Origin of the sequence: Pseudoalteromonas sp. HL-AS1, from assembly GCF_031198785.1 — a bacterium.
In the GTDB taxonomy this organism is placed as follows: Bacteria; Pseudomonadota; Gammaproteobacteria; order Enterobacterales; family Alteromonadaceae; genus Pseudoalteromonas; species Pseudoalteromonas distincta.
Genome location: NZ_CP133569.1, coordinates 302318 through 328179, shown reverse-complemented (window position 1 = coordinate 328179; position 25862 = coordinate 302318). Strand labels below are relative to the sequence as shown.

Genomic DNA, 25862 nt, shown 5'->3' with positions numbered 1-25862 from the left:
TGTCTTTAAATAAAATATTACGGCAATAACTTTAACGGTGCTTCTTGCAATGCTGCAAGTTGCTCTTTCAGTGCTAAAATTTGTTGCTCCCAGTATTTGTCATCAGCAAACCATGTAAAGTTCCGCACAAAAGCAGGATCACTCCATCGTTTAGCTACCCATCCCATATAATGAATAATACGCATTGCTCGCAGCGGTTCAATTAATTTGAGTTGAGAGTGATCAAAATCACAAAACTCTTCATACGCATTTACAAGGGTGTCTAACTGTAACAGTTGCGTCGCTCTATCGCCACTGAGCATCATCCATAAATCTTGGATTGCAGGACCTTGGCGGCTGTCATCTAAATCAACAAACATTAGCGCATCACCTGCCCATAAAATATTACCAACGTGGCAGTCACCATGTAAGCGAATACTTTGCACATCTTTATACTGCTTTTGCGCCTGCTCTATCACTAAATCTAAAATAGTATAAAAGGCAGTATTTATTCCCATAGGTACTAAGTTACTTTTTTGAAGATGAACTTTGGCTGTATGCAAATACTCCTCGCAGGTAACTGTTGGCCTGTAAGTAAAAGGTTTTGTTTTAGCTACTTGGTGCATACGGCCAATTAAACGCCCCATTACATCAAGCTGATCTAAATTATCAACCTCAAATAAACGCCCGCCTACACTTGGAAACAACACAAACAAATACCCTTCGTGTTCAAACAAGCTTTGCCCATTATATAAAATAGGGGCAACAACGGGTACTTCTGCATCCGCTAGTTCAAATGCAAAGTCATGCTCTTCTTGAATTTGCTCTTTACTCCATCGCTCTGGGCGATAAAACTTCACTACGTAACGCAGGCCATCATCCGCTTTAAATTGGTACACTCTGTTTTCATAGCTATTGAGCGCCAATAAACCAGATTCGGCGTACACACCTACGCTTTCTATTGCATCGAGTATTAGGTCTGGTGTTAAGTCAATAAAACTAAATTTACTCATACTCTTCTTATATAAAATAAAAGCGGGTTATATACCCGCTTTTGTTAATTGCTATATCAACTTACCTAATTAAGGTAAGTTGCGATTATCGCGCTTTAAAAAAGTTACTCGACTGCGATATTGTCTCATCCGGCTCATCTACCGGTGAAAGCACAAAGTTAAACTCAGTCATCGGCGCCTTCAAATCATAAGGGTCCATTACAAGTGACAATGGCACGTTATGAGATTCCCCTGCCTGCACAGTAAATGACTGCTTACCAATATACTTAAAGTTATCTAACCCTTGTACTTTAATATTAAAGGTTTGCTCGTACTGCGCTTTATTAATTACCTTTAATGTATAGGTGTTCTCTACTAAACCATCAAAATCGACACGATATAATTGGTTTCGGTCACGAATAATATCAAAGTCCATTGTTTTACGCAGTGCTATATTAGCGACAAGCGCTCCCGTAAGCACAACAAGTATGACCGTGTAACCAATAATTTTAGCTCGCAGTGGATTCGTTTTATTTTCTGGGGTTTCGAGATTTCGCTCAGTCGTATATGAAATAAGCCCACGCGGATATTCCATTTTATCCATTACGCCATCACACGCATCAATACATGCACCACAGTTGATACACTCAGCTTGTAGCCCATTTCTAATATCAATACCTGTTGGGCACACTTGAACGCACAAGTTACAGTCTATACAGTCGCCTAACTCTAAATCTTTATGGTCTACTTTACGTGAACGAGGACCACGGCTTTCACCTCGGCTTTCGTCGTACGTTACGGTGTATGTGTCTTTATCAAACATAGCTGATTGAAAACGAGAGTAAGGGCAAATGTGTAAACACATAATTTCTCGCATCCAACCGGCATTACCATAGGTACACGCAGCAAAGAAAATAATGCTGACTAGTGCATAACCGCCTATATCAAACGTTACAAAGTCAGGGAGTAACTCCCTTATTGGCGTAAAATAACCCACAAAAGAAATTGCGGTATACAACGAAAACAATACCCAACTAGTATGCTTTGCCGTCTTACGCCAAAACTTATCAAAATTCATGGGTCGTTGATCGAGTTTTTTACGTTGATTAGCCGTGCCTTCAAGCTTTTCTTCGAACCAAATAAAAATAAAAGTCCAAACAGTTTGCGGACATGTGTAGCCACACCACACCCGTCCATAGAAGGTGGTCACTAAAAACAACGCAAATGCTGCCAACATAAAGATAAACGCTAATATAGTAAAATCTTGAGGCCATAGCGTTAAACCAAAAATATTGTATTTTTGACCAATTAGATCAAACAGCACAGCTTGCTGGCCATTAAAATTAATCCAAGGTAGTAACATAAACGCAAGCAGGCCTAAGAAGCCAATGCGCTGTCTAAGTAATTGATGTAGGCCTTTTACAGCACGCACATAAATACGATTTCGGGGATTGAACCTATCATCTTGACGGCTTAAATCCGGTTTTTGGATTTTCACCTCTACAGGGATATTCTTTACTTTAATTTGCTTGTCCATCGAAGTTCCTCAACGCCGCTTGGAAATAAAAATCCAGCAATACTCAAGTACTCTATACTTAAAGTTAGCAAGTTACTTGCTAGGCATATTTACTTTAATAAATTGCCTTCTCGAATACTTTCAGATATTTCAGAAATATCTGACTGCTGTTAACCATTATAACAATGTTGGTTAAAATTACTGGCATAGATTGCTAATAATTTATTCATCCCAGTTACTTGCTTTTAAAATGCAGTTTATTACACTGCATGGTAATTCAACCCTACTTAGATCAAGGTTTACGTATCCATGAAAAAATTTATTATTTTGGTAGTTGTGATCCTTGCCTTTTTTACAATCGATCACCCACTTATAAAAGAACCTCGCGAAAGGTTACTAGGTGAAGGCATCGGCTTTTTAAGTGATGCAAGCAAGGTCAATAGAAGCCCAGCTGCAAATATGGCTAAAAATAGGATCAGCAGTCAACTTAAACTATCTGAATCTGAAGGTGAGTATGTAGAAAAAACGTTTACAACAGATGACTCTGTTCAGTTATTTCACCTACGCTATTGTCGTGAGCGTGACTTAAACCTTTATTTTTATGACGACCGTTTAAATACGGTATGTAAAATAGTGACTGAAGCATTAGAACAAAAGCGAGCAAAGTAGTGGATTTTTCAGGATTAAATAAAAAAGCAAGCGACTCATTTCATAAGCAGCGCAATATGCTCAAGCAATTAGCGCAAGGCAAAACATTAGAGTGTGAGAAGTGTAATGGGGTTTTAACACTTGATTTAGCCACCAGCGAGCCTGGTAAAGGCATAGTAAAGTGCGAACATGGCTGTACGGATATTATATTAGAGCTAGGCACTTAGATTAAACTAAGCGCCTAGTATTAATAATTACTCTTCCCAACTCTCGTCGGTTATCAAGCCGCTATTAATTGCGACCACTTCAATTAGTTCAGCAAACCCTAATGCAAAGTCACCCATAGATTCATACTGATACTGACACAAAGCTTCTATTGTCATGTTATTTTGTTTGGCAATCTGAGCTATTGCTAGCTGGTCGAGTGCAAAAAAGCTTAGTGTGCTTAACGCACTTTCTAGTGCTTGTTTAAAATCAACGTCTAATTGCGGTGCATTTAACAAAGGTTCTGCATAAGCTTTCGTTGCAACTAAGAAGCCTTTACTCCACGACTTACAAAATTCAGCATCAAATGTGTCTGGTAATTTATATCCAGTTTCGAACACCTGCTCACTAATTTTGTGATAAAGCGCCATAAACAAAAAAAGCATTTCTTCATCTAAATCATTAGCTGTGTTTGGCAATATCTGCTCAAGCCACTCATGTACATCTAATGGGTTAGGCGAACAAATTACACCAAATAAATAGCCTTGGCTTTGTACAAGGGTCATTGCTTGAGATTGGGTATTTAAAAATGAGCTGAGCTGCTTTGCGTGCAACTCAGTAAATTGGGGTATTTGCATTAAAACTCTTTATATTAAAACATTAAAAGTTGAGCGGATAGCGACCTTGGTTATCTGGTCGGCCTAAAAACTTAACCGCATCATGTACATCTTTAGGTAAGCTGGCATCTGGTTTTACATAACCTGCCACTCTAAAGTCGAAATTAGCTTTAAGTGTAGCATCTGCCTCAAGGCCAAGCGTATTATCTGGGTCAATTAATATAGCAACATCACCCGACTTACAGCTTAACTTACCAGCTAGAGGACCAATATTAAACCATCCATTTAAACCTTGAACATCAATATTAGGACTCGCTATTTCACCTTTTAGTGAATCACAATAAGGTGCGCCTGAGCTGTATTCATCAAGTTCTAAAATCACACGCCCTTTAGCGGTAACAGGTAGAGGAAGTTGCACACGTTGCATTGCACGTTCTACAGTGGAGCGTACTAGTGCATCAGTCACTATTACTTTTTTATTAAAAAGCCCATAGCTTACATCAGCGTAACCCGAAATATCAGTGCGCTCTCGTGGGTTACCAAATTTTATGTTCGCATTTAGTTTGCCTGTAAATAATTTCCAGCCTGCAATATCCCAGCGCACATTATTTAACTGTTCACCATCAAAACGAACTTGCATCATTTGACCTTGCCAAACAGTGCCTACAGTTTGGCCTACTTCTAATTGCTTTGGAAAGTACGGTTTTGCTATATCTAGTGCAATATGTGCTGGTAATTTAATAATACAAAACACAATAAAACTAATTAAAAAGACAGCCGATAACGTTATTATTTTTTTCATTAATTAATTCTCTAATACTAAACGGCTTACGCGCACATAGCCTGATTTATCATCGCGACTTAAATCTAAATTTTCAATTTTTAAACCATGCTGATTTACTAGCTCATCTAGCCATTCTATTAACTGATTAAACTCTACTGAGTCAAGCGTCAAACGAAGTGAATCACTACTGGGCTGCATTTTACTAATATTGATTTTATAGCGTCCACGAGTAGAGTTTACCACTTGGCTTAAGTTTGTATTGCTAGCAACACTGGTGTTGCCTGCAGCCTTTAGCTTAACAATACTGTCATCAACCCAAGCTAATAGCTCTTGTTGTTTAATTTGAGATTGCTGTGCTTTTTCTATCGCGTTATTTAATGGCCTAAATATCCCCATTACTAAAACAAAGATAATAAACACGCCACCAGCGACCATTACCAATTGTTGTTCTTGCTCTTTAAGCGAACGCCACTGTTTCATTAACTGCTTTTTCATACTGCACCTCGCAGTTTAATTTCGCCTACGACATAATCACCGTCATTATTTAAAGACCCTTGCTCAACAGTTAAACCTTGCTTTTCAAGTATGATTTTTACTTTACCAAAAGTTTGGAAGTCTTTAGCCCGTGCACGAATGCGCAGCTCATTACGACGTTTGTCATAACGAAGTGTTTCAGGTGTAAATTCGCTGACTTGCGAAAATACATCAACCAAATTAGTCGTTAAGTCTAAAAAGCCGGATTCACTTGAGCCTTGTATTTTATCTAACGCGCCTTTAATTTGGCTTTTAATTAGATTAGGGCGAACTTTAGTTCCCGGAAATGCTTTTTGATATCTGTCGACTACTTGAGCTTTAGCTACTTCTACTTGTGTATTAAGTTGGTGTAACTCAATAGCTTTTATTGTAATTGTAGAAACCAATGCAACACTTGCTATAATTGCGGCACCTTTCCAGTAACCCCACCACAAAGCGCTTTGTTTTTTAAGCTGATACATACCTTGGCGTAAGTTAAAATTAACGCTATCTAACTGTTTTGCAAATAATGCTAAAGGTAAGTCGTAATCGCTTGTTTGGGCTTGTAAGTTAACGCTTTCAGGAAACTGATTAGCAGGACTAAAATGTTTAATGTCGGGGTTACCCATGGCTGTTAAATAGCCATTCAACCAACTAGATTCAACCGCACTAATATGCCATTGCCCTTGCTTAAACAACCATTGGTTGTTGAGCTCAATAGCAGTTACGGCACCATCATCTGCAAGCGGTAACAACAAAGCATCGGGTAATATTCTGTATACTGATAGATTATGCTCAGCAAATAATGCGAGCCATTGTTCAAACCATTCACGGTCTGTCATTGCTACACGAATTGCATGTTGCTCACCAAGCATTGTCGGCTGCGCTACTGCTATAAACAGTTCATCTACGTCACATGCTATATCTTCTTCAAGCATGTATGGCAATGCTTGCTCAAGCTTGCGATTCCATTTTGTTGGCAAAGCGACCGTTTTTAATTGCACTTGGTCACTGGGTAATAACACGACAACTTCTCGGGTAAGTGCTTTTTCGCTTAGCTCACTTAAATGCTCTGCATTTGGTAACTCGCCACTGGCTATTATTTCTTGTTCTTGTGGTGAGTAAATTAACCAGTTAAGTAATTCTTGTTCGGTTTGACCCGTGCGGATCAACAGTATTTCTGTCACTGTACGCCTCCAAATTTTCGCGCCAGTATCGTTACGTCGCCGTCTTTAGCGTGCAGTAATGTGGTCATCGAAAAACGCAGGTCGACAAAGTTTGCCTGCGTTTGTAATTTAAAATATTCGCTTTTAATACTAAATAGACTTTTTATTGAGTCAGTATTAGTACCGCCTTGCTGCTTCACCTGTTCAAAAAATTCATCGATGGTGTCAAAGCCAGTTTGCGGTCTTGCGCCTAACACCGCTTCTGCGCCAGATAAGCTTAAGCTTTCTATCAAGGCACTGAGTATGAGCGCTTGCTCTGGCAATAATGTATTTACGTTAATAGATAAAAGCGTACTGCCTGGTATTACACATACATATGGCAATACTTTTTCCATCACTAATGGGTTAAAGCCCTTAACTAAACGCAGCTCCGATGTTGATGCAAATAAACTATTGGCTGTCATATACGGAAAATCTCGTGATAAGTACTCGTCTTCTTCTGCACCTGAGCGATACGTAATACTGTTCTCATCAAGCCAATCAAACACACTATCTGCCATCGTCTCTTCTGATTCGTCAGCAGGTAAATCTTCAATGTTTTCAAGTAATGCAAAGAGTGCTTTATGTGCAGGGTTTGTTTTACTTGCGCTATTTTCTTCTGGCGCTATGGCTAACGCATTTAAATTTAAACATGCTTGTAAATCTGTAATTTTGCCACTTAACGTGCCGTTATCAACAGGGTATGAAGCATCTCCTTGAGTTGCCCACACTTGATCGAGTGTTGTTTTATCGGCATCATCTTTTTTACTTTGTATTAGCCCTTTAATAGCAAGCTCTTCTGCACCGTAGGCGTACCATTTAGCTTGTTGGTGACCTTGCAAGTTTGTACTTTTTTGCACTTGAACCATTAAATTAGCACTCATTTCTACTGCTAAAATAGCCGCTAATGCCACAATAAACAAAACAATAACAAGTGCTGCGCCGCGCGATGATTGCTGCTTAACCATTATTCACATCCGTAGTTTGTGTAGCAACAACTTTGCCTTGCCCAGGAACTAAAAATACACGACGAATTGGCTCTGCTTCTATTTGTTGCAACGTAACAGCAACCGCTTTAGGGAGGGCTTTAATTTCCCACTGTTCTTGCCATTCGTTTTTATCATCTAAAAACTCAAACTTAAGTTCTTCAATATTTTCTAGCACACGTTGAACTCGCGGCTCCATATTATCAAGCTGATCAACATAAACCCGATAAACACGCTCAAGGTTATCGTCAATCACTCTATAACCAACAGCTTGTAGTTCTGAACGTGGCAATAAGTTAATTGGATTTATCCAGCCATCTCGTACAAACGCGATACCATCGTATTGGCTTTCTAAAACGTAACGACCAGCAAGTAAATATTGTTCTTGAACATCACCCGACTCATTGCGAACTGCGCGTTTGGTCATTTGGCTAAAATCTTGATCCATTAATCTAAATGTTGTTTGCAATCCATTTAGCTCAGCAATCTTTTCATCGGAGGCATCTTTTGCTCTTGTTGTCGTCTCGAGTATTTGATGCGTAGCAATAATAACAAAAGCTAAAATACCCAGTGCAACCATAACTTCAAGTAATGTAAACCCGCGCTGCTTCACTTACTTTTTGCCTTTATTTAAATACGTTGATAACTCATATGCTGAATGCTCATATTTTTCATCCGTAAAAACATTTATGGTTAGTTTTACAAAGCTTTTGTCAGCAGTCGCTGTAACTTCTTGCTGCCAAAACCATTCAACACCGCCCATTACTTCGCTGCCTTTAAGGTTATTTTTACCTTGCCATTGTTCGCCTTTAGTACGCTGTTCAATAATAACGTTTTCGGCGACCCAAGATGCATAGGTTTGCTCTTCAATAGTCGTTAAATGGTGTATATGCTCGCTTGTTGCTTGCATTGCAGCTATACCCGCCATGGCACAAATACTTAATGCCACTAACACCTCTAATAAGGTAAACCCTTTAGTGCGCTTCATTATTCTGGCTCTCGGCGAAAGTTTACTGGTGCAGTAAATTCACCTTCAATGTAATACACAGGCTCGCTTTGCTCTTTTAACTCTAATATAAGTTGAAACGCGCTTACCTCACCTGATGATAAAATAAGTACTTGTGGGATTTTTAACTTTTTTAGCTCAAGCAAGCTGTCTTCATCGCCGCCACTCATAAGCTCGCGCCAGTTAGATTGCTCTAAGAGGTTATCTTGCGCCCACGCTAAATCTTCTAAGTTAAGAGTGAGCTTTAATCTTTCATCTAATTCTATTGGTTTAAAAAGATCTTCACGGTCAAAAGTAATCCACTTTTCACCATCGAAAATTAAATACTCTAATGTATTTTCTTCTACTAATAAGCCCAATTCAACTTGGTTTAAAATAGCAAATTCCGATGCCATATTAATGGTGGTATGCAGCCTTAGTGCTTGAGTATCTAACTCCTCCTCAGCACCGCCTTCTAAGCTATATACCACCATTTTGGTGGCAAAAGCGATGATCACTAATACCACTAAAATTTCTATTAGACTAAAGCCTCTGTTTTTTGCATGGCGCTGCTTAAGGCTTGCTTTCATAGCAAGCCTCTAGCATTAACATGTTCATACAGAACGGTGTACTTAGGCATTATTGTTTTTCTTCGTCCCAGTTACCGATATCGTCATCAGTACCTGCTTCACCGTCTGGGCCCATAGAAAAAATATCAAACTTGCCAATTTCACCTGGGCTAATTAACTGATAAGTATTACCCCAAGGATCTTCTGGTAATTCATTAATAAAGCCACCATCAGGGAAACGTTTTGGAACCGGTTCAATGCTTGTTTGGGTAACTAGCGCTTCAAGACCTTGCTCTGTGCTTGGGTAGCTCTTATTTTTAAGCTTGTATAAGCTCATTGCATCTTCTAATTGCTGGATATCTAGATGTGCTTTATCAATAGCAGCCTCTTCTTGCTGACCCATAATGTTAGGTGCAACAATTGACATAATCATCCCGATGATAACCAGTACCACCATCACTTCTAGTAAAGAAAAACCTGATTGTTTATTCACGTAATTACCTCATTATTCTAAAAACATTTAAGTAAAAATGGTTTAGGTAAAACCATTAATATATTTAAAAATTTATTCTAACTTAAAGTCCAACAGCTTTATTCATCGCCATTATTGGCTGCAATATTGCCATTACTATAAATAATACAATAACCGCCATTGAGGCGATCATCGCAGGCTCTAGTAGTTTAAGCGATACATTAACCATGCTCTCAAATTCGCGATCTTGGTTATTTGCAGCACGCTCTAACATTTGCTCTAGTTCACCTGATTTTTCACCACTTGCTATCATATGCAGCATCATTGGTGGAAACAACTTAGTTTGCTGAAGTGCAGCTCTTAAGCTTGCACCCTCACTCACTCTATCGGATGCATCTGCAACCGCTTTTTTAATTTTTTCGTTAATTAATACGCCGCCCGAGATACGCATTCCTTCAAGTAATGGTACCGAGCTTGACGATAAAATACTTAAAGTACGCGCAAAACGTGCGGTGTTAATACCACGAGCCACTTTACCTATGCCTGCCATATGTAGCACTCGGTCATCCCACCAAAAACGTATTTTAGGCTGCTTAAGTGCATACTTAATACCAATGGCTATAGCTGTAATAGCTATTAAACTAATAAACCAATAATTTTGCACAAAATGGCTGCCTGCCATAACCCATTCGGTTGTCCAAGGAAGTACTTGTTTCGTTTTTTCAAACGTTTTTAATATTTTTGGTACTACGGTGCCCAGTAATACCGACACAATACCAATTGCAAATACCACTAATATAATAGGGTAAACCATAGCCTGAGTTATTTGGCTACGCATATGTTGGCGCTGCTCGGTATAGTCGGCTAAACGATTAAGTACTTGGTCAAGGTGACCCGACTTTTCGCCTGCGGCTACCATTGCACGATATAAATCGTCAAAAACATGAGGAAACTCACTAAGACCATCGGCAAGGGTGTAACCTTCAACTACTTTTGAGCGTACCGACATAAGCATCCGCTTTAAACGCGGCTTTTCGCATTGCTCAGCAACTGCCATAACAGCGCCTTCAACAGGAAGTGCCGATTGAATAAGTGTTGCTAATTGCCTTGTAATTAATGCTAGGTCTGAGGTTGAAATTGTCGGCTTAAAAAAGCCACCGAGTAAAGGGGCTTTTTCGCCTTTGACCTGTTTATCACTTTGCGCCGCAGGAACAACTTCAAGCGGCGTTAGTTTTTGATCACGTAAAGTTTGGCGGATTTGTTTAGCTGTATCGGCTTCTAAAATGCCTTTTTTTTCTTTACCTCGGCCATCTAAGGCACGATATTCAAACGCCGCCATAGTTAACCTTCCTCACGGGTAACACGCAATACTTCTTCAAGCGTTGTTTTGCCTGCCAGTACACGGCTACACCCATCTTGGCGAATACTTGGGCTGCGCTTACGAATGTATTTTTCTACGCTTTGCTCGCCTTTACCGTTGTGAATCATTTCGCGTATGGTTTCATCAACTACAAGTAACTCATGAATACCTGTACGACCACGGTAACCATTAAAGTTACACTCTTCACACCCCACAGCTCGATAGATTGTCGGTTGGCTTTCAAAAGGAACCCCTAACAGCTGGCATTCATGCTCATCAGCCGTGTGACCTTCTTTACAGGTATTACATAACGTACGTACTAAACGTTGCGACAACACACCGAGTAACGACGATGAAAGTAAGAAGGGTTCAACACCCATATCTTCCATACGTGTAATTGCACCCGATGCGGTATTTGTATGCAGAGTAGACATAACAAGGTGACCGGTAAGTGACGCTTGAACACCAATTTGCGCAGTTTCAAGGTCGCGTATTTCACCCACCATTACTACATCAGGATCTTGACGTAATATTGCACGTAAACCACGTGCAAATGTCATATCAACTTTTGCATTAACTTGTGTTTGCCCAATGCCTGGAATTTCGTACTCTATCGGATCTTCAACGGTAAGAATATTACGATCGCGTGAGTTAATTTGGCTCATACCAGCGTATAAAGTGGTACTTTTACCAGAGCCCGTAGGCCCTGTTACCAAAATAATGCCGTGGGGTTTACTAATTAAATCTGAAAACAATGCGCGATTTTCTGCGGTCATACCTAAATCTTCAAGGTTTAAGCGCGCGTTATTTTTGTCAAGTAAACGCAGTACTACGCGCTCACCAAAGCTCGATGGCATTGTAGATACACGCACATCAACTGCACGCCCAGCAATACGTAAACTAATACGACCATCTTGTGGAATACGTTTTTCAGCTATATCAAGCTTAGCCATTACTTTAATACGAGATACAAGTAACGATGCAAGTTTACGATTAGGCTTAAGCACTTCTTTAAGCACGCCATCGACCCTAAAGCGAATAACAAGCTCTTGCTCGAAGGTTTCGATATGAATATCAGAAGCCCCTTCTTTAATCGCTTCACTTAGCATGGCATTAATAAGCTTGATGATTGGCGCATCATCGTCACCAGCAAGTAAATCTTCCGTTTGCGGGAGCTCATCAGCAAGCGAGAATAAATCAACCTCGTTGCCAATATCTTCCATCATTTGTTGTGTTTCAGAGCTATCACGTTGGTATGACGCTTCAAGCAATAACTCAAATTTATCATCATCCAATTGCTCAAGTGTAAAACCATGGCCTGCGATACGGCGTACTTCTAATAGTACTTCCACATCTAGCTCACCACGGTAGTAAACTATACGATGATCTTTGTTTTTACCAAGCAACACACCTGCGCGTCTTGCATAGGAAAATGGCAAACGCTTTGCTGGTAACTCAACTAACACATCACTCGTTAATAGCTCATCCTGATTATGCGTTTGAGGATGAACCACATCTTGGTTTATCTCTTGAATCGCATTAGTCATCTTTACGCTCTTGTGCATTTTGTTTACGTAGAGACTCTTCATACGTAGGTGGAAGTACTAGTTCGTCATTCCACTCAGGTAAAATAGGCGTATCTGTCATTGGCATTAACTCAATACCGTCTTCTTTTTGTTTAAACTGCTCACCACGAATAAAGTTATATTTATTAAAGCTTAACTTATTCATGCTTACGCCATCACGAATAATGGTTGGCCGAATAAATACAATAAGATTACGCTTACGACGCGTTGTATTTGTTGATCTAAACAGGTGACCTAAAATAGGGATATCGCCTAATAACGGTACCTTAGAAACACTTTCTTGTACGTCTTCGTCAATTAAACCGCCAAGTACAACCATACCGCCATCATCGGCCATAACCGTTGTTTTAATTGCACGTTTATTAACTGAAATATCAACAGCAGTTGCACCACTTACACTCGATACTTCTTGCTCAATAGTAAGTTGTACTGCAGAGCCATCGTTAATCTGTGGCGTAACTATCAGTTTAATACCGACTTCTTGACGCTCAACTGTTTGAAATGGGTTAGCATTATTACTGCCCGTTTGTGAGCCTGTAATAATAGGCACTTCTTGACCGACTAAAATAGAGGCTTCTTCGTTATCCATTGTAGTAATAGAAGGGGTAGCCAATATATTTGAATTTGTATCAGTGGCAACAGCCTGAATAATTGCGCCCCAATCATTTTTAACAACGCCCAGCGCTAAACCATTAATGCCACTTAGCAATGAAGCAAGCGCATCATAGTCACCCTCAGTCGTTTCGTCATAACTAGTAACGGTTCCAGTTTCTGTACCAATGATAGTTTTAGTTACGGTTGTATCTTGTGCTTGCTCTGCAGCAACAGCTAATGAACCCACGGGAACCGTAGTGCCGTTGTTAAACTGCAACATACCGCCCTGCTCAGAAATCCACTGCAGGCCTAAGTTAACCCCGTCGCCTTCCATTACTTCAATAATAATGGCTTCAACTAGTACTTGGGCACGGCGAATATCAAGGCGTTCAATTACAGATTCAAGTGATCGCATTGTGTCTGGCTGTGCGGTAATAATTAATGAGTTTGAGTCAGGGTGAGACTCTATACTGCTTTCATTATTGCTTCTGCTACGAGTTTTAGTAGTACCGCCTTGTGCATCTTCAACAAGGGACTTACTAACACCCTGCAATACTTTGACCAAATCTTCAGCTTTAGCATAATTTAAGTAAAACACCTTGGTGTTACCTTGGCTTTCTAGCTCACCATCTAAGCGCTTAATGAGCTCAATAGCACGTGTACGTGCTTGGCCTTCACCACTTACAATAACGCTATTAGTTCGGCCATCAGCCACAACTTTTGGAATTAAGAATTCAGGTACACTGCCTTTACCGCTGTCTTTATAAATATTATCTACCACAGAGACAACATCATCTGCCGTCGCATATTTAAGCTTAACGATGTCTACACGCTTGTCACCCGCCTGATCAACAGAGCGAATGATCTCAACTAAGCGATTAACCGATGCTGCATGACCCGTTAGCATCATAACGTTAGCCGCATTAAAGTTGGCAACGTGGCCACCATCTTTTTGATCGCTAAATTGACGAACCAAAGGGCCAAGCTCTTGTACACTTACATTTTTAACACGTACAACACGTGTAATCATCATGTCGCCGCTAGCTTCACTACCTTCGTCAATAAGTGGTACATTTGATTTTTTGGCGTCTGAACTTTTTTCTATCTTAATTATGCCATTGTCCATTTCAACAGCTGAGTAGCCATAAACTTCCAATACATTTAAGAAGAACTGATAATAAAGTGCTTCGTCCATTAACTCATAGCTGCGAACATTTACTTTGCCGCGCACGTTAGGGTCAATAATCACTGTTTTATTAAGGTTTTTACCAACAATATTAATAAACTCGTTGATATCAGTTCCTTTAAAGTTAGCAGCATATTCAACAGCAGAAACAGACAAAGAAATACTTGCCGCCAAAAAAAGTGCTGCGTACTTAGCTAACCCTTTTTTAATTTTTTTGAGGTGTAGCACCTGAACCATTATATTAAAACTCCAAAGCTAAATTATTGCAGACTAAATTGCACATCGATTTGTTCACCATCACGTTCTATAGTGATATTGGCATCTGTACTATTACGCAGCTCGTTGATAGCTGACATAGCCTGTTTTAAATCTGTTAATTGATAGCCATTTATAGAAATAGCCAAATCGTTATTTTTTAATCCCATTTGTTTAAACAGTTCAGGCTCTTTACCTGGACTTAAACGATATCCGATTAGTTCGCCATCATTCATAGCTTGTGAAACACGTATATAGTCAAATAATTTGCCTGGCTCTTCGAGCAGTTCTTCACGTGTTTCTATAATTGCTTCTTTAACGTCTGGATCTGCAGTAGCATCTATTTGTAGTTCACTTGGCTCTACTTTTTGCGGACCCATTTCAGCATCATCACGGGCAGCGAGTACTGGCATAGATACCGTTTTATTAAAATCGAGCCCATCAAGCATCAATGTCTCAAAACGCCCATTAACATTCAAAATAACGCGATCTGGTAATATTTGTGCTACTTCAGCACGCGTGCCTAATACAACTTCTTCAACAAGATAGCTTACTTGCTTACCTTGTGATTCAATAATTGCGATACCTGCTTTATCATCGTTATTAACCGCTACAATACCGGTTAAATTTATACTTAGGCGTGTTTCTGGCGCGTTGTTTATAACCTGCGATTGCTTTGCAGTATTATTGTTGTTTGTTACAGTTTTTTTACCAAATAAGAATTGCTCAACAATATGCTTCGCAGAGTTATTACTCGCACCAGATGTCTGATTAGCATGATGGCTAGGGGTAAGCAGAGTTATCGGTGGTTTTGGCCATAAAAGCCAAACTAGTTTTGATAATAAAAATGCAAGATAAACAACAACTAAGAGTGTCACTAATGCACTTAACTTAGCATGCGGTAAACGAGTTAAAAATTGTTTTAGTTGTTGGATTTGCTGTTCCATAAATAGTGTTCTTATTTTAATTTACTGCGTTAGCGCGTACCCATAGTACCCTTTCATTTTTCTTTCAACAAGCACACTAATATTAAACTTTGTAAACAGATTAAATTAACTTTACATAACCGTATAAAAAGTAAACGGCTATTGTAATACCTTCATCCTACGATGATTTCATGATAAATTTTAAGCTATAAAACGTGGGGAAATGCCTTATGAGTAAAAAAAGTAACGCTAATACCAACCCAGACCATGCGGATGGGTTAAAAGTTCGATTAGATAAATGGTTGTGGGCTGCGCGATTTTATAAAACTCGTGCTATTGCACGTGAAATGGTACAAGGCGGCAAAGTGCATTATAATGGACAACGTACAAAAGCGAGTAAAATAGTAGAAGTTGGCGCAAACATAAAACTTGCACAAGGAGTAGATGAAAAGCTGATAACCATACTCTCAGTGCTTGAAAAACGCCAAAGCGCCCCCATTGCACAGACCATGTATCAAGAATCTGATGCCAGTATTGCTAAACGCGAAGAGAACAGCATCGCACGCAAAAATAACAGCTTTTTTGCCCCCCATCCGGATAAAAAACCGGATAAAAAGCAAAGACGCGAACTTTTAAAAATGAAATCAAGTTAGGTATAGCCGCTCATGCAACAAGATTTACTTCACCGTTATTTATTCAACGAACTAGATGTTCGTGGCGAACTCGTACAAATCGAGAGTGCTTATAATGAAATGATTGCCGACCATAATTACCCAGACCCTGTTAAAGCATTACTTGGTGAGTTACTCGTTGCAACCTGTTTACTTACTGCCACCTTAAAGTTTGAAGGTGAAATTGCTGTACAGCTTCAAGGTGATGGCCCAGTTAAATATGCTGTTATAAATGGTGATGACAAACAAAATATGCGTGGCATTGCACGCCTGCAAAGCGAAATTACGGGCACAACTGTAAAAGAGCTTATTGGCCAAGGCTATATGGTAATCACTATTACCCCTGAAAAAGGTGAGCGCTACCAGGGTATAGTGCCGCTAGAGCATGATACTCTTAGTGAATGTATCGAAAGTTACTTTGAGCAATCTGAGCAGCTAAAAACACGTCTTTGGTTTGCAACTGACACTACTGAAGGTAGCGCAAAAGCATGTGGTCTATTTTTACAAGTGCTTCCAGTTGATAAACAAAAATCAATTGAAGACTTTGCACACCTAGAAGCATTAAGTAACACGATTAAAAATGAAGAGTTGTTACACTTAGATGCGAACACTGTTCTTACACGTCTTTATCACGAAGATAATCCTCGCGTATTTGAACCTCAAGCTATTAAATTCAAATGTGGTTGTAGTCGTGATAAAACAATTACTGCACTTGTTAATATTGGACAAGAAGAACTACTCAAAGATGTAGCTGAGAAAGGGACTGTTAACATTAACTGTCATTACTGTTTAAAAGAGTATGTTTTTAACGAACAAGACATAAAAAGCATTTTCAACTAAATGTTCAGCTTCATTTATATATAGTAATTAAAGCCGCAAAATATGCGGTTTTATATTATAAAAAGATGATACCGGTGTCATGAATTTTGTTAATTTACTGACACCGGTATCATTGAAATTATTCATGTTTTTTAGCAAATATATGTGTTTTTAGAGGCTTTACGGGCTCGAATATCTCAAAACCTTCTGTTACTATAATTTCAGCTTAAGGGCACTGATAACCCCAGAGCTATCCCGTTCAAACTCTCACACATTATAGTTAGGTATAAACATGACTACAGGCGCTACACGTTTTGTCGATTTAACCGCAGCTGAACTTGTCGAGCATGCGATCCGCCGTGGCGAAGGTACTTTAGCCGCAAATGGTGCTTTTGTTGCAATTACAGGAAAACGAACTGGCCGTTCACCAAAAGATCGTTTTATTGTTCAAGAAGCGACAACTCAAGATGACATTCAATGGGGCAACGTTAACCGCCCATTTGATGCAGAAAAATTTGACGCATTATGGGCTCGCGTAGAAGCACATGTTCAAAGTAATGACCACTTCACCTCTCACCTAGAAGTTGGCGCTGACCCTGAGCATTATCTACCTGTAGTCGTAACTACAGAAACAGCGTGGCACCATATTTTTGCCAAAAACATGTTTATCGAACCACAAAACTATAACGCTTCAAACTTACCACAATGGCAAGTAATGAACGTTCCTTCGTTTGTATGCGAGCCGGAACGTGATGGCACAAATAGCGATGGCACCGTTATTATTAACTTTGCACAGCGTAAAGTATTACTAGCAGGTATGCGCTACGCCGGTGAAATGAAAAAATCGATGTTTTCTGTACAAAACTTCCTACTACCAGCAAAAGGTGTATTACCAATGCACTGTTCTGCTAACGTTGGTGAAGCAGGCGATACAGCATTATTCTTCGGTTTATCTGGTACGGGCAAAACAACTCTTTCAGCAGATCCTACTCGCTTTTTAATTGGTGATGACGAACACGGTTGGGCACCTGGAAGCGTGTTTAATATTGAAGGCGGTTGCTATGCTAAATGTATCGACCTGTCACAAAAGAACGAACCTGTAATTTGGAATGCAATTCGCTTTGGTACTATTTTAGAGAATGTAGTGCTAGATGAAAAAGGCGTTCCAGATTTTAACGATACTAGCCTTACTCAAAATAGCCGTGCAGCATATCCACTTGAACATGTTGAAAAACGTAAAATTGAAAACCGCGCAGGCGAACCAAAAGCTGTTGTATTTTTAACTTGTGATGTAAGCGGTGTATTACCACCGGTATCTGTTCTTAGCGAAGAAGCGGCTGCCTTTCACTTCTTAAGTGGATACACAGCTAAAGTTGGCTCAACTGAGATTGGCTCTACTAGCGATATTGAATCAACGTTTTCAACCTGCTTTGGTGCGCCATTCTTCCCACGTCCTGCTGGTGTTTACGCTGAGCTTCTTATGAAGCGTGTACGCGAGTTTGGCGCTAAAGTATACCTTGTAAATACAGGTTGGACTGGCGGTCCTTACGGCACAGGTAAGCGCTTTGATATTCCGACTACTCGCGCAGTAGTTGATGCAATCGTATCTGGTAAATTAGCCGGTGTTGAAACTCAGCACATTGATGTTTTAAACCTAGATGTACCGGTAGCAGTTCCAGGTGTAGATACTAACTTACTTAATCCTATAAATACGTGGGAAGATAAAGCTAAGTACAATGAATATGCAGCAAAACTTGCCGCTGACTTCACTGAAAACTTTGCTAAGTATGACGTATCTGACGATATAAAAAATGCAGGGCCTAAAGCTTAAATAAGCTTCAAGCTTGTATTCTAACGCCAGCCAAGGGCTGGCGTTTTACTTTCTAAATACCTAATTTACTAAGTGCGACAAAATGCCGCACAACTCATATCAAAAACCATATAATATACCGCGTAATTAATCATTCCTTTATACCCAATAAACCTGCATTACTCATTACGGCTATTTAATTAATGACACTAAAGCTTTCATGGCGAAAAACATTCAGGCGGTTACATTTATACTTAGGCCTATCAGTAGGTGTTTTACTTACTATTATCACTCTTTCTGGCTCTATATTAGTTTACTATCCGCAAATAGACTTACTGCTAAATCCAGCAAATGACGCTACTACAAACATAAAAACGCCTAATTGGGATCAAGCATATAATACGCTAAGAGCCAATTTCCCTTCAAAGCAAGGGCCATGGCGATTAGAAAACACAGGTATAAACTCAGTAATTCCCGCGCGATACTACAATCCAATAGAAACAAAAGAGCAAGGCTTTGCCCCCTTAATGGTATGGCTATCTAGCAGTAGTGATAAAGTAATACGTAAAAATTATTGGGGAAAATACTTAGTAACTTGGATGTACAACTTACATTTTTCATTACTAACAGGAGCAACGGGCACTCTCGTCGTTGGCTATATAGGCATAGCCTCAATAGTTCTTCTTATCTCTGGGTTCTTTGCTTGGTTTCCAAAGCCTGGGCAGTGGGTAAAGGCACTAAAATTTAAATCTCGTAGCTCTAAAATAGGTTTGCTATACGACTGGCATAAACTAATTGGTTTAACCTTCTGCATACCGCTACTAGCTTTAACTGTTACAGGTGTTATGCTCGCTATTCCAAAACAAACAGATCCTATATTAACCGCTCTAGTTAGCGATATAAACTCCCCACCAAAAACACAAATTCAACCGAGCAAACAAACCGATATTCCTTTATCACAAGCGGTATTAATAGCTGAAAAAGCATTACCGAATGCGCGTTTAGCTTGGATTGAAACACCATCAAACTTAAATGCTATTTACAGATTAAGATTTCAAACTGTAAACGATCCTTCGTATCGCTTTCCACATAGCTATATAGAGGTTAATGCACTTACAGGAAAGTTAGAGAGCGTGTTTAATATAGATAAGCAAAGTACGACTAGTAAAATAAAAAACTGGATGCACCCTCTACATGACGGCAGCATTGGCGGTAACATTTTAAAAGTCATTTGGGTGTTAAGTGGCTTCGGATCTGCTGCATTGTTCTTTATTGGCGTATATAGGTGGTTAGTTAGAACCAAGAGAATACAAAATAAACTTTAGTTGAAGGAGTACATGAATTGCTTTTCAGTAAGTCTTGTCGATAGTTTTTAATATAAAGTATATGGCCTTCGTTAATCTTAGGATTAAAAATTAATAACGCTCAGTACATATGAAATTAAAGCAGCCCCTAACCGCTTATCTGGCTATAAAACAATTAATGAAGGGTAGTTAATACTGCAAGTTTAGATAGGCACTCCATGAACACTATTATTTAAAAACCTCATGCCCATTAGATTTAAGTTCTATGCGTGAACCTCTATATCAACCTCTGCATAACTACTTTTATTCTCTTCAGTAACCTACCCAAAGCGTATATAAAGGCTTAAAGATCATGTTCAATACTTATCACAAGACCAGATAATTAACGCTTTTATATTAGGTCAGATGTTAAACCAATTGGTATTATTTACCCACAGTACAAATGCTACCACTCATTGTCGAGCGAAGGTTTTTAATGCTTTTGACGTCGGGAGTCGCTACGATCGCCCGACCTACGTGATGGGTGTTGATGTGAGTGTGTGTTAATTGCGCGTATTTTACTTTTCTTCAGACGTAAAAAAGCCCGACTATTTCTAGTCGGGCTCTCTACAATTTGAAGCTTGGTGGTGTCGTAGTGCCCACAGCGGTAGAAAGTCACATAGCAAATGCTACACTCTCTTTGTGTCAGGGCGGCCTTCAATGGGTCTCGCCTTCGAGCTGTTTTGTTTCACTACTGAGTGCGGTTTGGGCTCTTGGCTATTTACTAAATCCCAGACAGCAAAAAACCCGTCACATTGCTGTAACGGGTTTCTTTAATTTGAAGCCTGGTAATGTCCTACTTTCACATAGCAAATGCTACACTATCATCGGCGCTGTTTCGTTTCACTACTGAGTTCGGCATGGAGTCAGGTGGGTCCAAAACGCTATTGTCACCAAGCAAATTGGGTGCAAAGAATCAATGACAAGCACGTAGTGCTACCATTTTCTTTGCGCAAGGTGCCTCAACTTTAACGCTACGCGCTAAGAGTCACCTCTTTAATTTGGAAAATATCTGATAATATTTTTTAAGTCTTTTCAGTAATTTCTACTTTAGTCATATTAACTTCTGTCAAACTGTCGCATAAAACGCGTTTGGCGTTGTATGGTTAAGCCTCACGGGTAATTAGTACAAGTTAGCTTAATGGCTCACACCACTTCCACATCTTGCCTATCAACGTTGTAGTCTTCAACGGCCCTTCAGAGACTTTAAAAGTCTAGTGAGAACTCATCTCGAGGCCTGCTTCGCGCTTAGATGCTTTCAGCGCTTATCAGTTCCGAACGTAGCTACCGGGCAATGCCATTGGCATGACAACCCGAACACCAGCGGTTCGTTCACTCCGGTCCTCTCGTACTAGGAGCAACCCCTCTCAATTCTCAAACGCCCACGGCAGATAGGGACCGAACTGTCTCACGACGTTCTAAACCCAGCTCGCGTACCACTTTAAATGGCGAACAGCCATACCCTTGGGACCGACTTCAGCCCCAGGATGTGATGAGCCGACATCGAGGTGCCAAACACCGCCGTCGATATGAACTCTTGGGCGGTATCAGCCTGTTATCCCCGGAGTACCTTTTATCCGTTGAGCGATGGCCCTTCCATTCAGAACCACCGGATCACTATGACCTACTTTCGTACCTGCTCGACGTGTCTGTCTCGCAGTTAAGCTGGCTTCTACCATTACACTAACCGTACGATGTCCGACCGTACTTAGCCAACCTTCGTGCTCCTCCGTTACTCTTTAGGAGGAGACCGCCCCAGTCAAACTACCCACCAGGCACTGTCCGTAACCCCGATTCAGGGGCCAACGTTAGAACATCAAAACTACAAGGGTGGTATTTCAAGGACGACTCCACAACAACTAGCGTCGCTGCTTCAAAGTCTCCCACCTATCCTACACATGTAGGTTCAATGTTCAGTGCCAAGCTGTAGTAAAGGTTCACGGGGTCTTTCCGTCTAGCCGCGGGTACACAGCATCTTCACTGCGATTTCAATTTCACTGAGTCTCGGGTGGAGACAGCGTGGCCATGGTTACACCATTCGTGCAGGTCGGAACTTACCCGACAAGGAATTTCGCTACCTTAGGACCGTTATAGTTACGGCCGCCGTTTACCGGGGCTTCGATCAAGAGCTCCTCCCTAAGGATAACCCCATCAATTAACCTTCCGGCACCGGGCAGGTGTCACACCGTATACGTCATCTTGCGATTTTGCACAGTGCTGTGTTTTTAATAAACAGTCCCAGCCACCTGGTCACTGCGGCTCCCGTCCGCTTAGAGAGCAAGTCTCATCACAGATAGGAGCGTACCTTCTCCCGAAGTTACGGTACGATTTTGCCTAGTTCCTTCACCCGAGTTCTCTCAAGCGCCTTAGTATTCTCTACCTGACCACCTGTGTCGGTTTGGGGTACGATTCCATATAATCTGAAGCTTAGAGGCTTTTCCTGGAAGTATGGCATCAACAACTTCATCACCGTGGTGACTCGTCTCGTGTCTCAGTCTTAATAGCAACCCGGATTTACCTAAGTCACCAACCTACTCACTTTCACATGGACTACCAACGCCATGCTTGTTTAGCCTGCTCCGTCCCCCCATCGCAATTATATCGAGTACAGAAATATTAATCTGTTTCCCATCGACTACGCCTTTCGGCCTCGCCTTAGGGGTCGACTTACCCTACCCTGATTAACATGGGATAGGAACCCTTGGTCTTCCGGCGTGGGAGTTTTTCACTCCCATTATCGTTACTCATGTCAGCATTCGCACTTCTGATACGTCCAGCATACCTCCCGGTACACCTTCAACCGCTTACAGAACGCTCCCCTACCACTCAGAATAAATTCTGAATCCGCAGCTTCGGTGCATAGTTTAGCCCCGTTACATCTTCCGCGCAGACCGACTCGACCAGTGAGCTATTACGCTTTCTTTAAAGGATGGCTGCTTCTAAGCCAACCTCCTGGCTGTCTGGGCCTTTCCACATCGTTTCCCACTTAACTATGACTTTGGGACCTTAGCTGGCGGTCTGGGTTGTTTCCCTCTTCACGACGGACGTTAGCACCCGCCGTGTGTCTCCCGGATATTACTTTACGGTATTCGGAGTTTGCAAAGGGTTGGTAAGTCGGGATGACCCCCTAGCCTTAACAGTGCTCTACCCCCGTAAGTATTCGTCCGAGGCTCTACCTAAATAGATTTCGGGGAGAACCAGCTATCTCCCGGTTTGATTAGCCTTTCACTCCTAGCCACAGGTCATCCCCTAACTTTTCAACGTTAGTGGGTTCGGTCCTCCAGTTGATGTTACTCAACCTTCAACCTGCCCATGGCTAGATCACCGGGTTTCGGGTCTATACCTTGCAACTAGTCGCCCAGTTAAGACTCGGTTTCCCTACGGCTACCCTATTCGGTTAACCTCGCTACAAAATATAAGTCGCTGACCCATTATACAAAAGGTACGCAGTCACCCAACAAGTGGGCTCCTACTGCTTGTACGTACACGGTTTCAGGTTCTATTTCACTCCCCTCACAGGGGTTCTTTTCGCCTTTCCCTCACGGTACTGGTTCACTATCGGTCAGTTGGGAGTATTTAGCCTTAGATGATGGTCCACCTATATTCAGTCAAAGTTTCACGTGCTCCGACCTACTCGATTTCACTTAAAATGTCTTTTCATGTACGGGACTATCACCCTGTATCGTGGCACTTTCCAGAGCCTTCCATTAACACATAATAAGCTTAAGGGCTGTTCCGATTTCGCTCGCCGCTACTTTCGGAATCTCGGTTGATTTCTTTTCCTACGGGTACTTAGATGTTTCAGTTCTCCGCGTTCGCCTCGTTAACCTATGTATTCAGTTAACGATACCTGCAAGCAGGTGGGTTTCCCCATTCGGAAATCCTAGTCTCAAGCGCTTTTTACTAGCTTGACTAGGCTTATCGCAAGTTAATACGTCCTTCATCGCCTCCAACTGCCAAGGCATCCACCGTGTACGCTTAGTCACTTAACCATACAACCCAAACGGGTCTTTGTTTCGTGACAGTTTAACTTCGCCAGAAGTTAATATTGAATACTAAAGTAGATACCAATCAATCAACGTAAAACGTTAATTAAATGGCACTGAATGGTACTGCTACCATTCTTTTTTTACTTTTGAAAACTCTTGATAAATACAATGTATCTATCAGAATTTTATTATCAGCTTTTCCAAATTTTTAAAGAGCATATTAATTAGTTATCCCGAAGGACACGCACTAATTAACAATCATCTGTGTGGACACTACGAACAAATAAGTTCTAAATCGTATAAGGAGGTGATCCAGCCCCAGGTTCCCCTAGGGCTACCTTGTTACGACTTCACCCCAGTCATGAATCACTCCGTGGTAAACGTCCTCCCGAGGGTTAGACTATCTACTTCTGGAGCAACCCACTCCCATGGTGTGACGGGCGGTGTGTACAAGGCCCGGGAACGTATTCACCGCGTCATTCTGATACGCGATTACTAGCGATTCCGACTTCATGGAGTCGAGTTGCAGACTCCAATCCGGACTACGACGCACTTTAAGTGATTCGCTTACTCTCGCGAGTTCGCAGCACTCTGTATGCGCCATTGTAGCACGTGTGTAGCCCTACACGTAAGGGCCATGATGACTTGACGTCGTCCCCACCTTCCTCCGGTTTATCACCGGCAGTCTCCTTAGAGTTCTCAGCATTACCTGCTAGCAACTAAGGATAGGGGTTGCGCTCGTTGCGGGACTTAACCCAACATCTCACAACACGAGCTGACGACAGCCATGCAGCACCTGTATCAGAGTTCCCGAAGGCACCAAACCATCTCTGGTAAGTTCTCTGTATGTCAAGTGTAGGTAAGGTTCTTCGCGTTGCATCGAATTAAACCACATGCTCCACCGCTTGTGCGGGCCCCCGTCAATTCATTTGAGTTTTAACCTTGCGGCCGTACTCCCCAGGCGGTCTACTTAATGCGTTAGCTTTGAAAAACAGAACCGAGGCTCCGAGCTTCTAGTAGACATCGTTTACGGCGTGGACTACCGGGGTATCTAATCCCGTTTGCTCCCCACGCTTTCGTACATGAGCGTCAGTGTTGACCCAGGTGGCTGCCTTCGCCATCGGTATTCCTTCAGATCTCTACGCATTTCACCGCTACACCTGAAATTCTACCACCCTCTATCACACTCTAGTTTGCCAGTTCGAAATGCAGTTCCCAGGTTGAGCCCGGGGCTTTCACATCTCGCTTAACAAACCGCCTGCGTACGCTTTACGCCCAGTAATTCCGATTAACGCTCGCACCCTCCGTATTACCGCGGCTGCTGGCACGGAGTTAGCCGGTGCTTCTTCTGTCAGTAACGTCACAGCTAGCAGGTATTAACTACTAACCTTTCCTCCTGACTGAAAGTGCTTTACAACCCGAAGGCCTTCTTCACACACGCGGCATGGCTGCATCAGGCTTGCGCCCATTGTGCAATATTCCCCACTGCTGCCTCCCGTAGGAGTCTGGGCCGTGTCTCAGTCCCAGTGTGGCTGATCATCCTCTCAAACCAGCTAGGGATCGTCGCCTTGGTGAGCCATTACCTCACCAACTAGCTAATCCCACTTGGGCCAATCTAAAGGCGAGAGCCGAAGCCCCCTTTGGTCCGTAGACATTATGCGGTATTAGCAGTCGTTTCCAACTGTTGTCCCCCACCTCAAGGCATGTTCCCAAGCATTACTCACCCGTCCGCCGCTCGTCAGCAAAGTAGCAAGCTACTCTCTGTTACCGCTCGACTTGCATGTGTTAGGCCTGCCGCCAGCGTTCAATCTGAGCCATGATCAAACTCTTCAATTAAAAAGTTTTATGTCTTT

The 25862-nt window shown here is 41.4% G+C and carries 21 protein-coding genes and 3 rRNA genes; 6 read left to right on the top strand and 18 right to left on the bottom strand.

Annotated elements, in window-relative coordinates:
• Positions 1–17 precede the first annotated feature (17 nt).
• Positions 18–992, bottom strand: a complete 975-nt coding sequence (locus RB214_RS01540; protein ID WP_024596396.1) for a serine/threonine protein kinase — start codon at positions 990–992, stop codon at positions 18–20.
• 85 nt (positions 993–1077) lie between these two features.
• Positions 1078–2508, bottom strand: coding sequence for a cytochrome c oxidase accessory protein CcoG (gene ccoG, locus RB214_RS01535; protein WP_024605960.1), 1431 nt, complete (start codon positions 2506–2508; stop codon positions 1078–1080).
• Positions 2509–2796: 288 nt separating this feature from the next.
• Here ccoG and RB214_RS01530 point away from each other — a divergent pair, with 288 nt between their 5' ends.
• Positions 2797–3156, top strand: a complete 360-nt coding sequence (locus RB214_RS01530; RefSeq protein WP_002962051.1) for a hypothetical protein — start codon at positions 2797–2799, stop codon at positions 3154–3156.
• A complete protein-coding gene (locus tag RB214_RS01525) occupies positions 3156–3362 on the top strand; it encodes a hypothetical protein (RefSeq protein ID WP_309168074.1) in 207 nt (68 codons plus the stop codon). Before RB214_RS01530 ends, RB214_RS01525 begins: the two co-directional genes overlap by 1 nt.
• Before the next feature lie 27 nt (positions 3363–3389).
• Here the strand turns inward: RB214_RS01525 and RB214_RS01520 are convergent, their stop codons facing one another.
• From RB214_RS01520 to gspC, 13 genes are all read right to left on the bottom strand, one after another.
• Positions 3390–3977 (bottom strand): UPF0149 family protein, encoded by a 588-nt coding sequence (locus RB214_RS01520; protein WP_024596395.1) that lies wholly within the window; start codon positions 3975–3977, stop codon positions 3390–3392.
• A 22-nt stretch (positions 3978–3999) separates the two neighbouring features.
• Positions 4000–4758 carry a type II secretion system protein N gene (locus RB214_RS01515; RefSeq protein WP_309168071.1) on the bottom strand — a complete coding sequence of 253 codons (759 nt, stop codon included), beginning with the start codon at positions 4756–4758 and terminating at the stop codon, positions 4000–4002.
• A 3-nt stretch (positions 4759–4761) separates the two neighbouring features.
• Positions 4762–5235 (bottom strand): type II secretion system protein GspM, encoded by a 474-nt coding sequence (gene gspM / locus RB214_RS01510; protein WP_024596393.1) that lies wholly within the window; start codon positions 5233–5235, stop codon positions 4762–4764.
• Complete coding sequence (gene gspL, locus RB214_RS01505; RefSeq protein WP_024605963.1) at positions 5232–6440, bottom strand: type II secretion system protein GspL; 1209 nt, start codon at positions 6438–6440, stop codon at positions 5232–5234. The genes gspM and gspL overlap by 4 nt, the downstream gene beginning before the upstream one ends.
• A complete protein-coding gene (gene gspK, locus RB214_RS01500) occupies positions 6437–7426 on the bottom strand; it encodes a type II secretion system minor pseudopilin GspK (RefSeq protein ID WP_024596391.1) in 990 nt (329 codons plus the stop codon). The genes gspL and gspK overlap by 4 nt, the downstream gene beginning before the upstream one ends.
• A complete protein-coding gene (gene gspJ / locus RB214_RS01495) occupies positions 7419–8057 on the bottom strand; it encodes a type II secretion system minor pseudopilin GspJ (RefSeq protein ID WP_165744596.1) in 639 nt (212 codons plus the stop codon). Before gspJ ends, gspK begins: the two co-directional genes overlap by 8 nt.
• The gene (gspI, locus tag RB214_RS01490) at positions 8058–8432 is read right to left on the bottom strand and encodes a type II secretion system minor pseudopilin GspI (protein ID WP_002962039.1); all 375 of its coding nucleotides are present in this window, start codon (positions 8430–8432) and stop codon (positions 8058–8060) included.
• The gene (locus RB214_RS01485) at positions 8432–9019 is read right to left on the bottom strand and encodes a Tfp pilus assembly protein FimT/FimU (RefSeq protein ID WP_294120270.1); all 588 of its coding nucleotides are present in this window, start codon (positions 9017–9019) and stop codon (positions 8432–8434) included. The genes gspI and RB214_RS01485 overlap by 1 nt, the downstream gene beginning before the upstream one ends.
• Positions 9020–9068: 49 nt before the next feature.
• The gene (gene gspG / locus RB214_RS01480; RefSeq protein WP_002962036.1) at positions 9069–9491 is read right to left on the bottom strand and encodes a type II secretion system major pseudopilin GspG; all 423 of its coding nucleotides are present in this window, start codon (positions 9489–9491) and stop codon (positions 9069–9071) included.
• Between the two features lie 82 nt (positions 9492–9573).
• On the bottom strand, positions 9574–10809 hold the full coding sequence (gene gspF / locus RB214_RS01475; RefSeq protein WP_309168064.1) for a type II secretion system inner membrane protein GspF: 1236 nt from the start codon (positions 10807–10809) through the stop codon (positions 9574–9576).
• Between the two features lie 2 nt (positions 10810–10811).
• Positions 10812–12377 carry a type II secretion system ATPase GspE gene (gene gspE / locus RB214_RS01470; RefSeq protein WP_002962032.1) on the bottom strand — a complete coding sequence of 522 codons (1566 nt, stop codon included), beginning with the start codon at positions 12375–12377 and terminating at the stop codon, positions 10812–10814.
• On the bottom strand, positions 12370–14433 hold the full coding sequence (gene gspD, locus RB214_RS01465; protein ID WP_039488559.1) for a type II secretion system secretin GspD: 2064 nt from the start codon (positions 14431–14433) through the stop codon (positions 12370–12372). The genes gspE and gspD overlap by 8 nt, the downstream gene beginning before the upstream one ends.
• Before the next feature lie 23 nt (positions 14434–14456).
• Positions 14457–15398: a type II secretion system protein GspC gene (gspC, locus tag RB214_RS01460; protein ID WP_024605968.1), complete on the bottom strand. Its 942-nt coding sequence runs from the start codon at positions 15396–15398 to the stop codon at positions 14457–14459.
• 209 nt (positions 15399–15607) lie between these two features.
• Between gspC and hslR the strand changes: the two genes are divergently transcribed.
• The 4 genes from hslR (at position 15608) to RB214_RS01440 (ending at position 20002) form a co-directional block, all read left to right on the top strand.
• Positions 15608–16030 carry a ribosome-associated heat shock protein Hsp15 gene (gene hslR / locus RB214_RS01455; RefSeq protein WP_024605969.1) on the top strand — a complete coding sequence of 141 codons (423 nt, stop codon included), beginning with the start codon at positions 15608–15610 and terminating at the stop codon, positions 16028–16030.
• A gap of 12 nt (positions 16031–16042) precedes the next feature.
• The gene (gene hslO / locus RB214_RS01450; RefSeq protein WP_002962025.1) at positions 16043–16888 is read left to right on the top strand and encodes an Hsp33 family molecular chaperone HslO; all 846 of its coding nucleotides are present in this window, start codon (positions 16043–16045) and stop codon (positions 16886–16888) included.
• Between the two features lie 271 nt (positions 16889–17159).
• A complete protein-coding gene (locus RB214_RS01445; protein WP_024605970.1) occupies positions 17160–18698 on the top strand; it encodes a phosphoenolpyruvate carboxykinase in 1539 nt (512 codons plus the stop codon).
• Positions 18699–18880: 182 nt separating this feature from the next.
• Positions 18881–20002, top strand: coding sequence for a PepSY domain-containing protein (locus RB214_RS01440; RefSeq protein ID WP_294120242.1), 1122 nt, complete (start codon positions 18881–18883; stop codon positions 20000–20002).
• Between the two features lie 801 nt (positions 20003–20803).
• Here the strand turns inward: RB214_RS01440 and rrf are convergent.
• The 3 genes from rrf to RB214_RS01425 form a co-directional block, all read right to left on the bottom strand.
• Positions 20804–20918, bottom strand: a 5S ribosomal RNA gene (gene rrf, locus RB214_RS01435).
• Positions 20919–21122: 204 nt separating this feature from the next.
• A 23S ribosomal RNA gene (locus RB214_RS01430) occupies positions 21123–24012 on the bottom strand.
• A 297-nt stretch (positions 24013–24309) separates the two neighbouring features.
• A 16S ribosomal RNA gene (locus RB214_RS01425) occupies positions 24310–25845 on the bottom strand.
• The 16S, 23S and 5S rRNA genes sit together here, the layout of an rRNA operon.
• Positions 25846–25862: the final 17 nt, after the last annotated feature.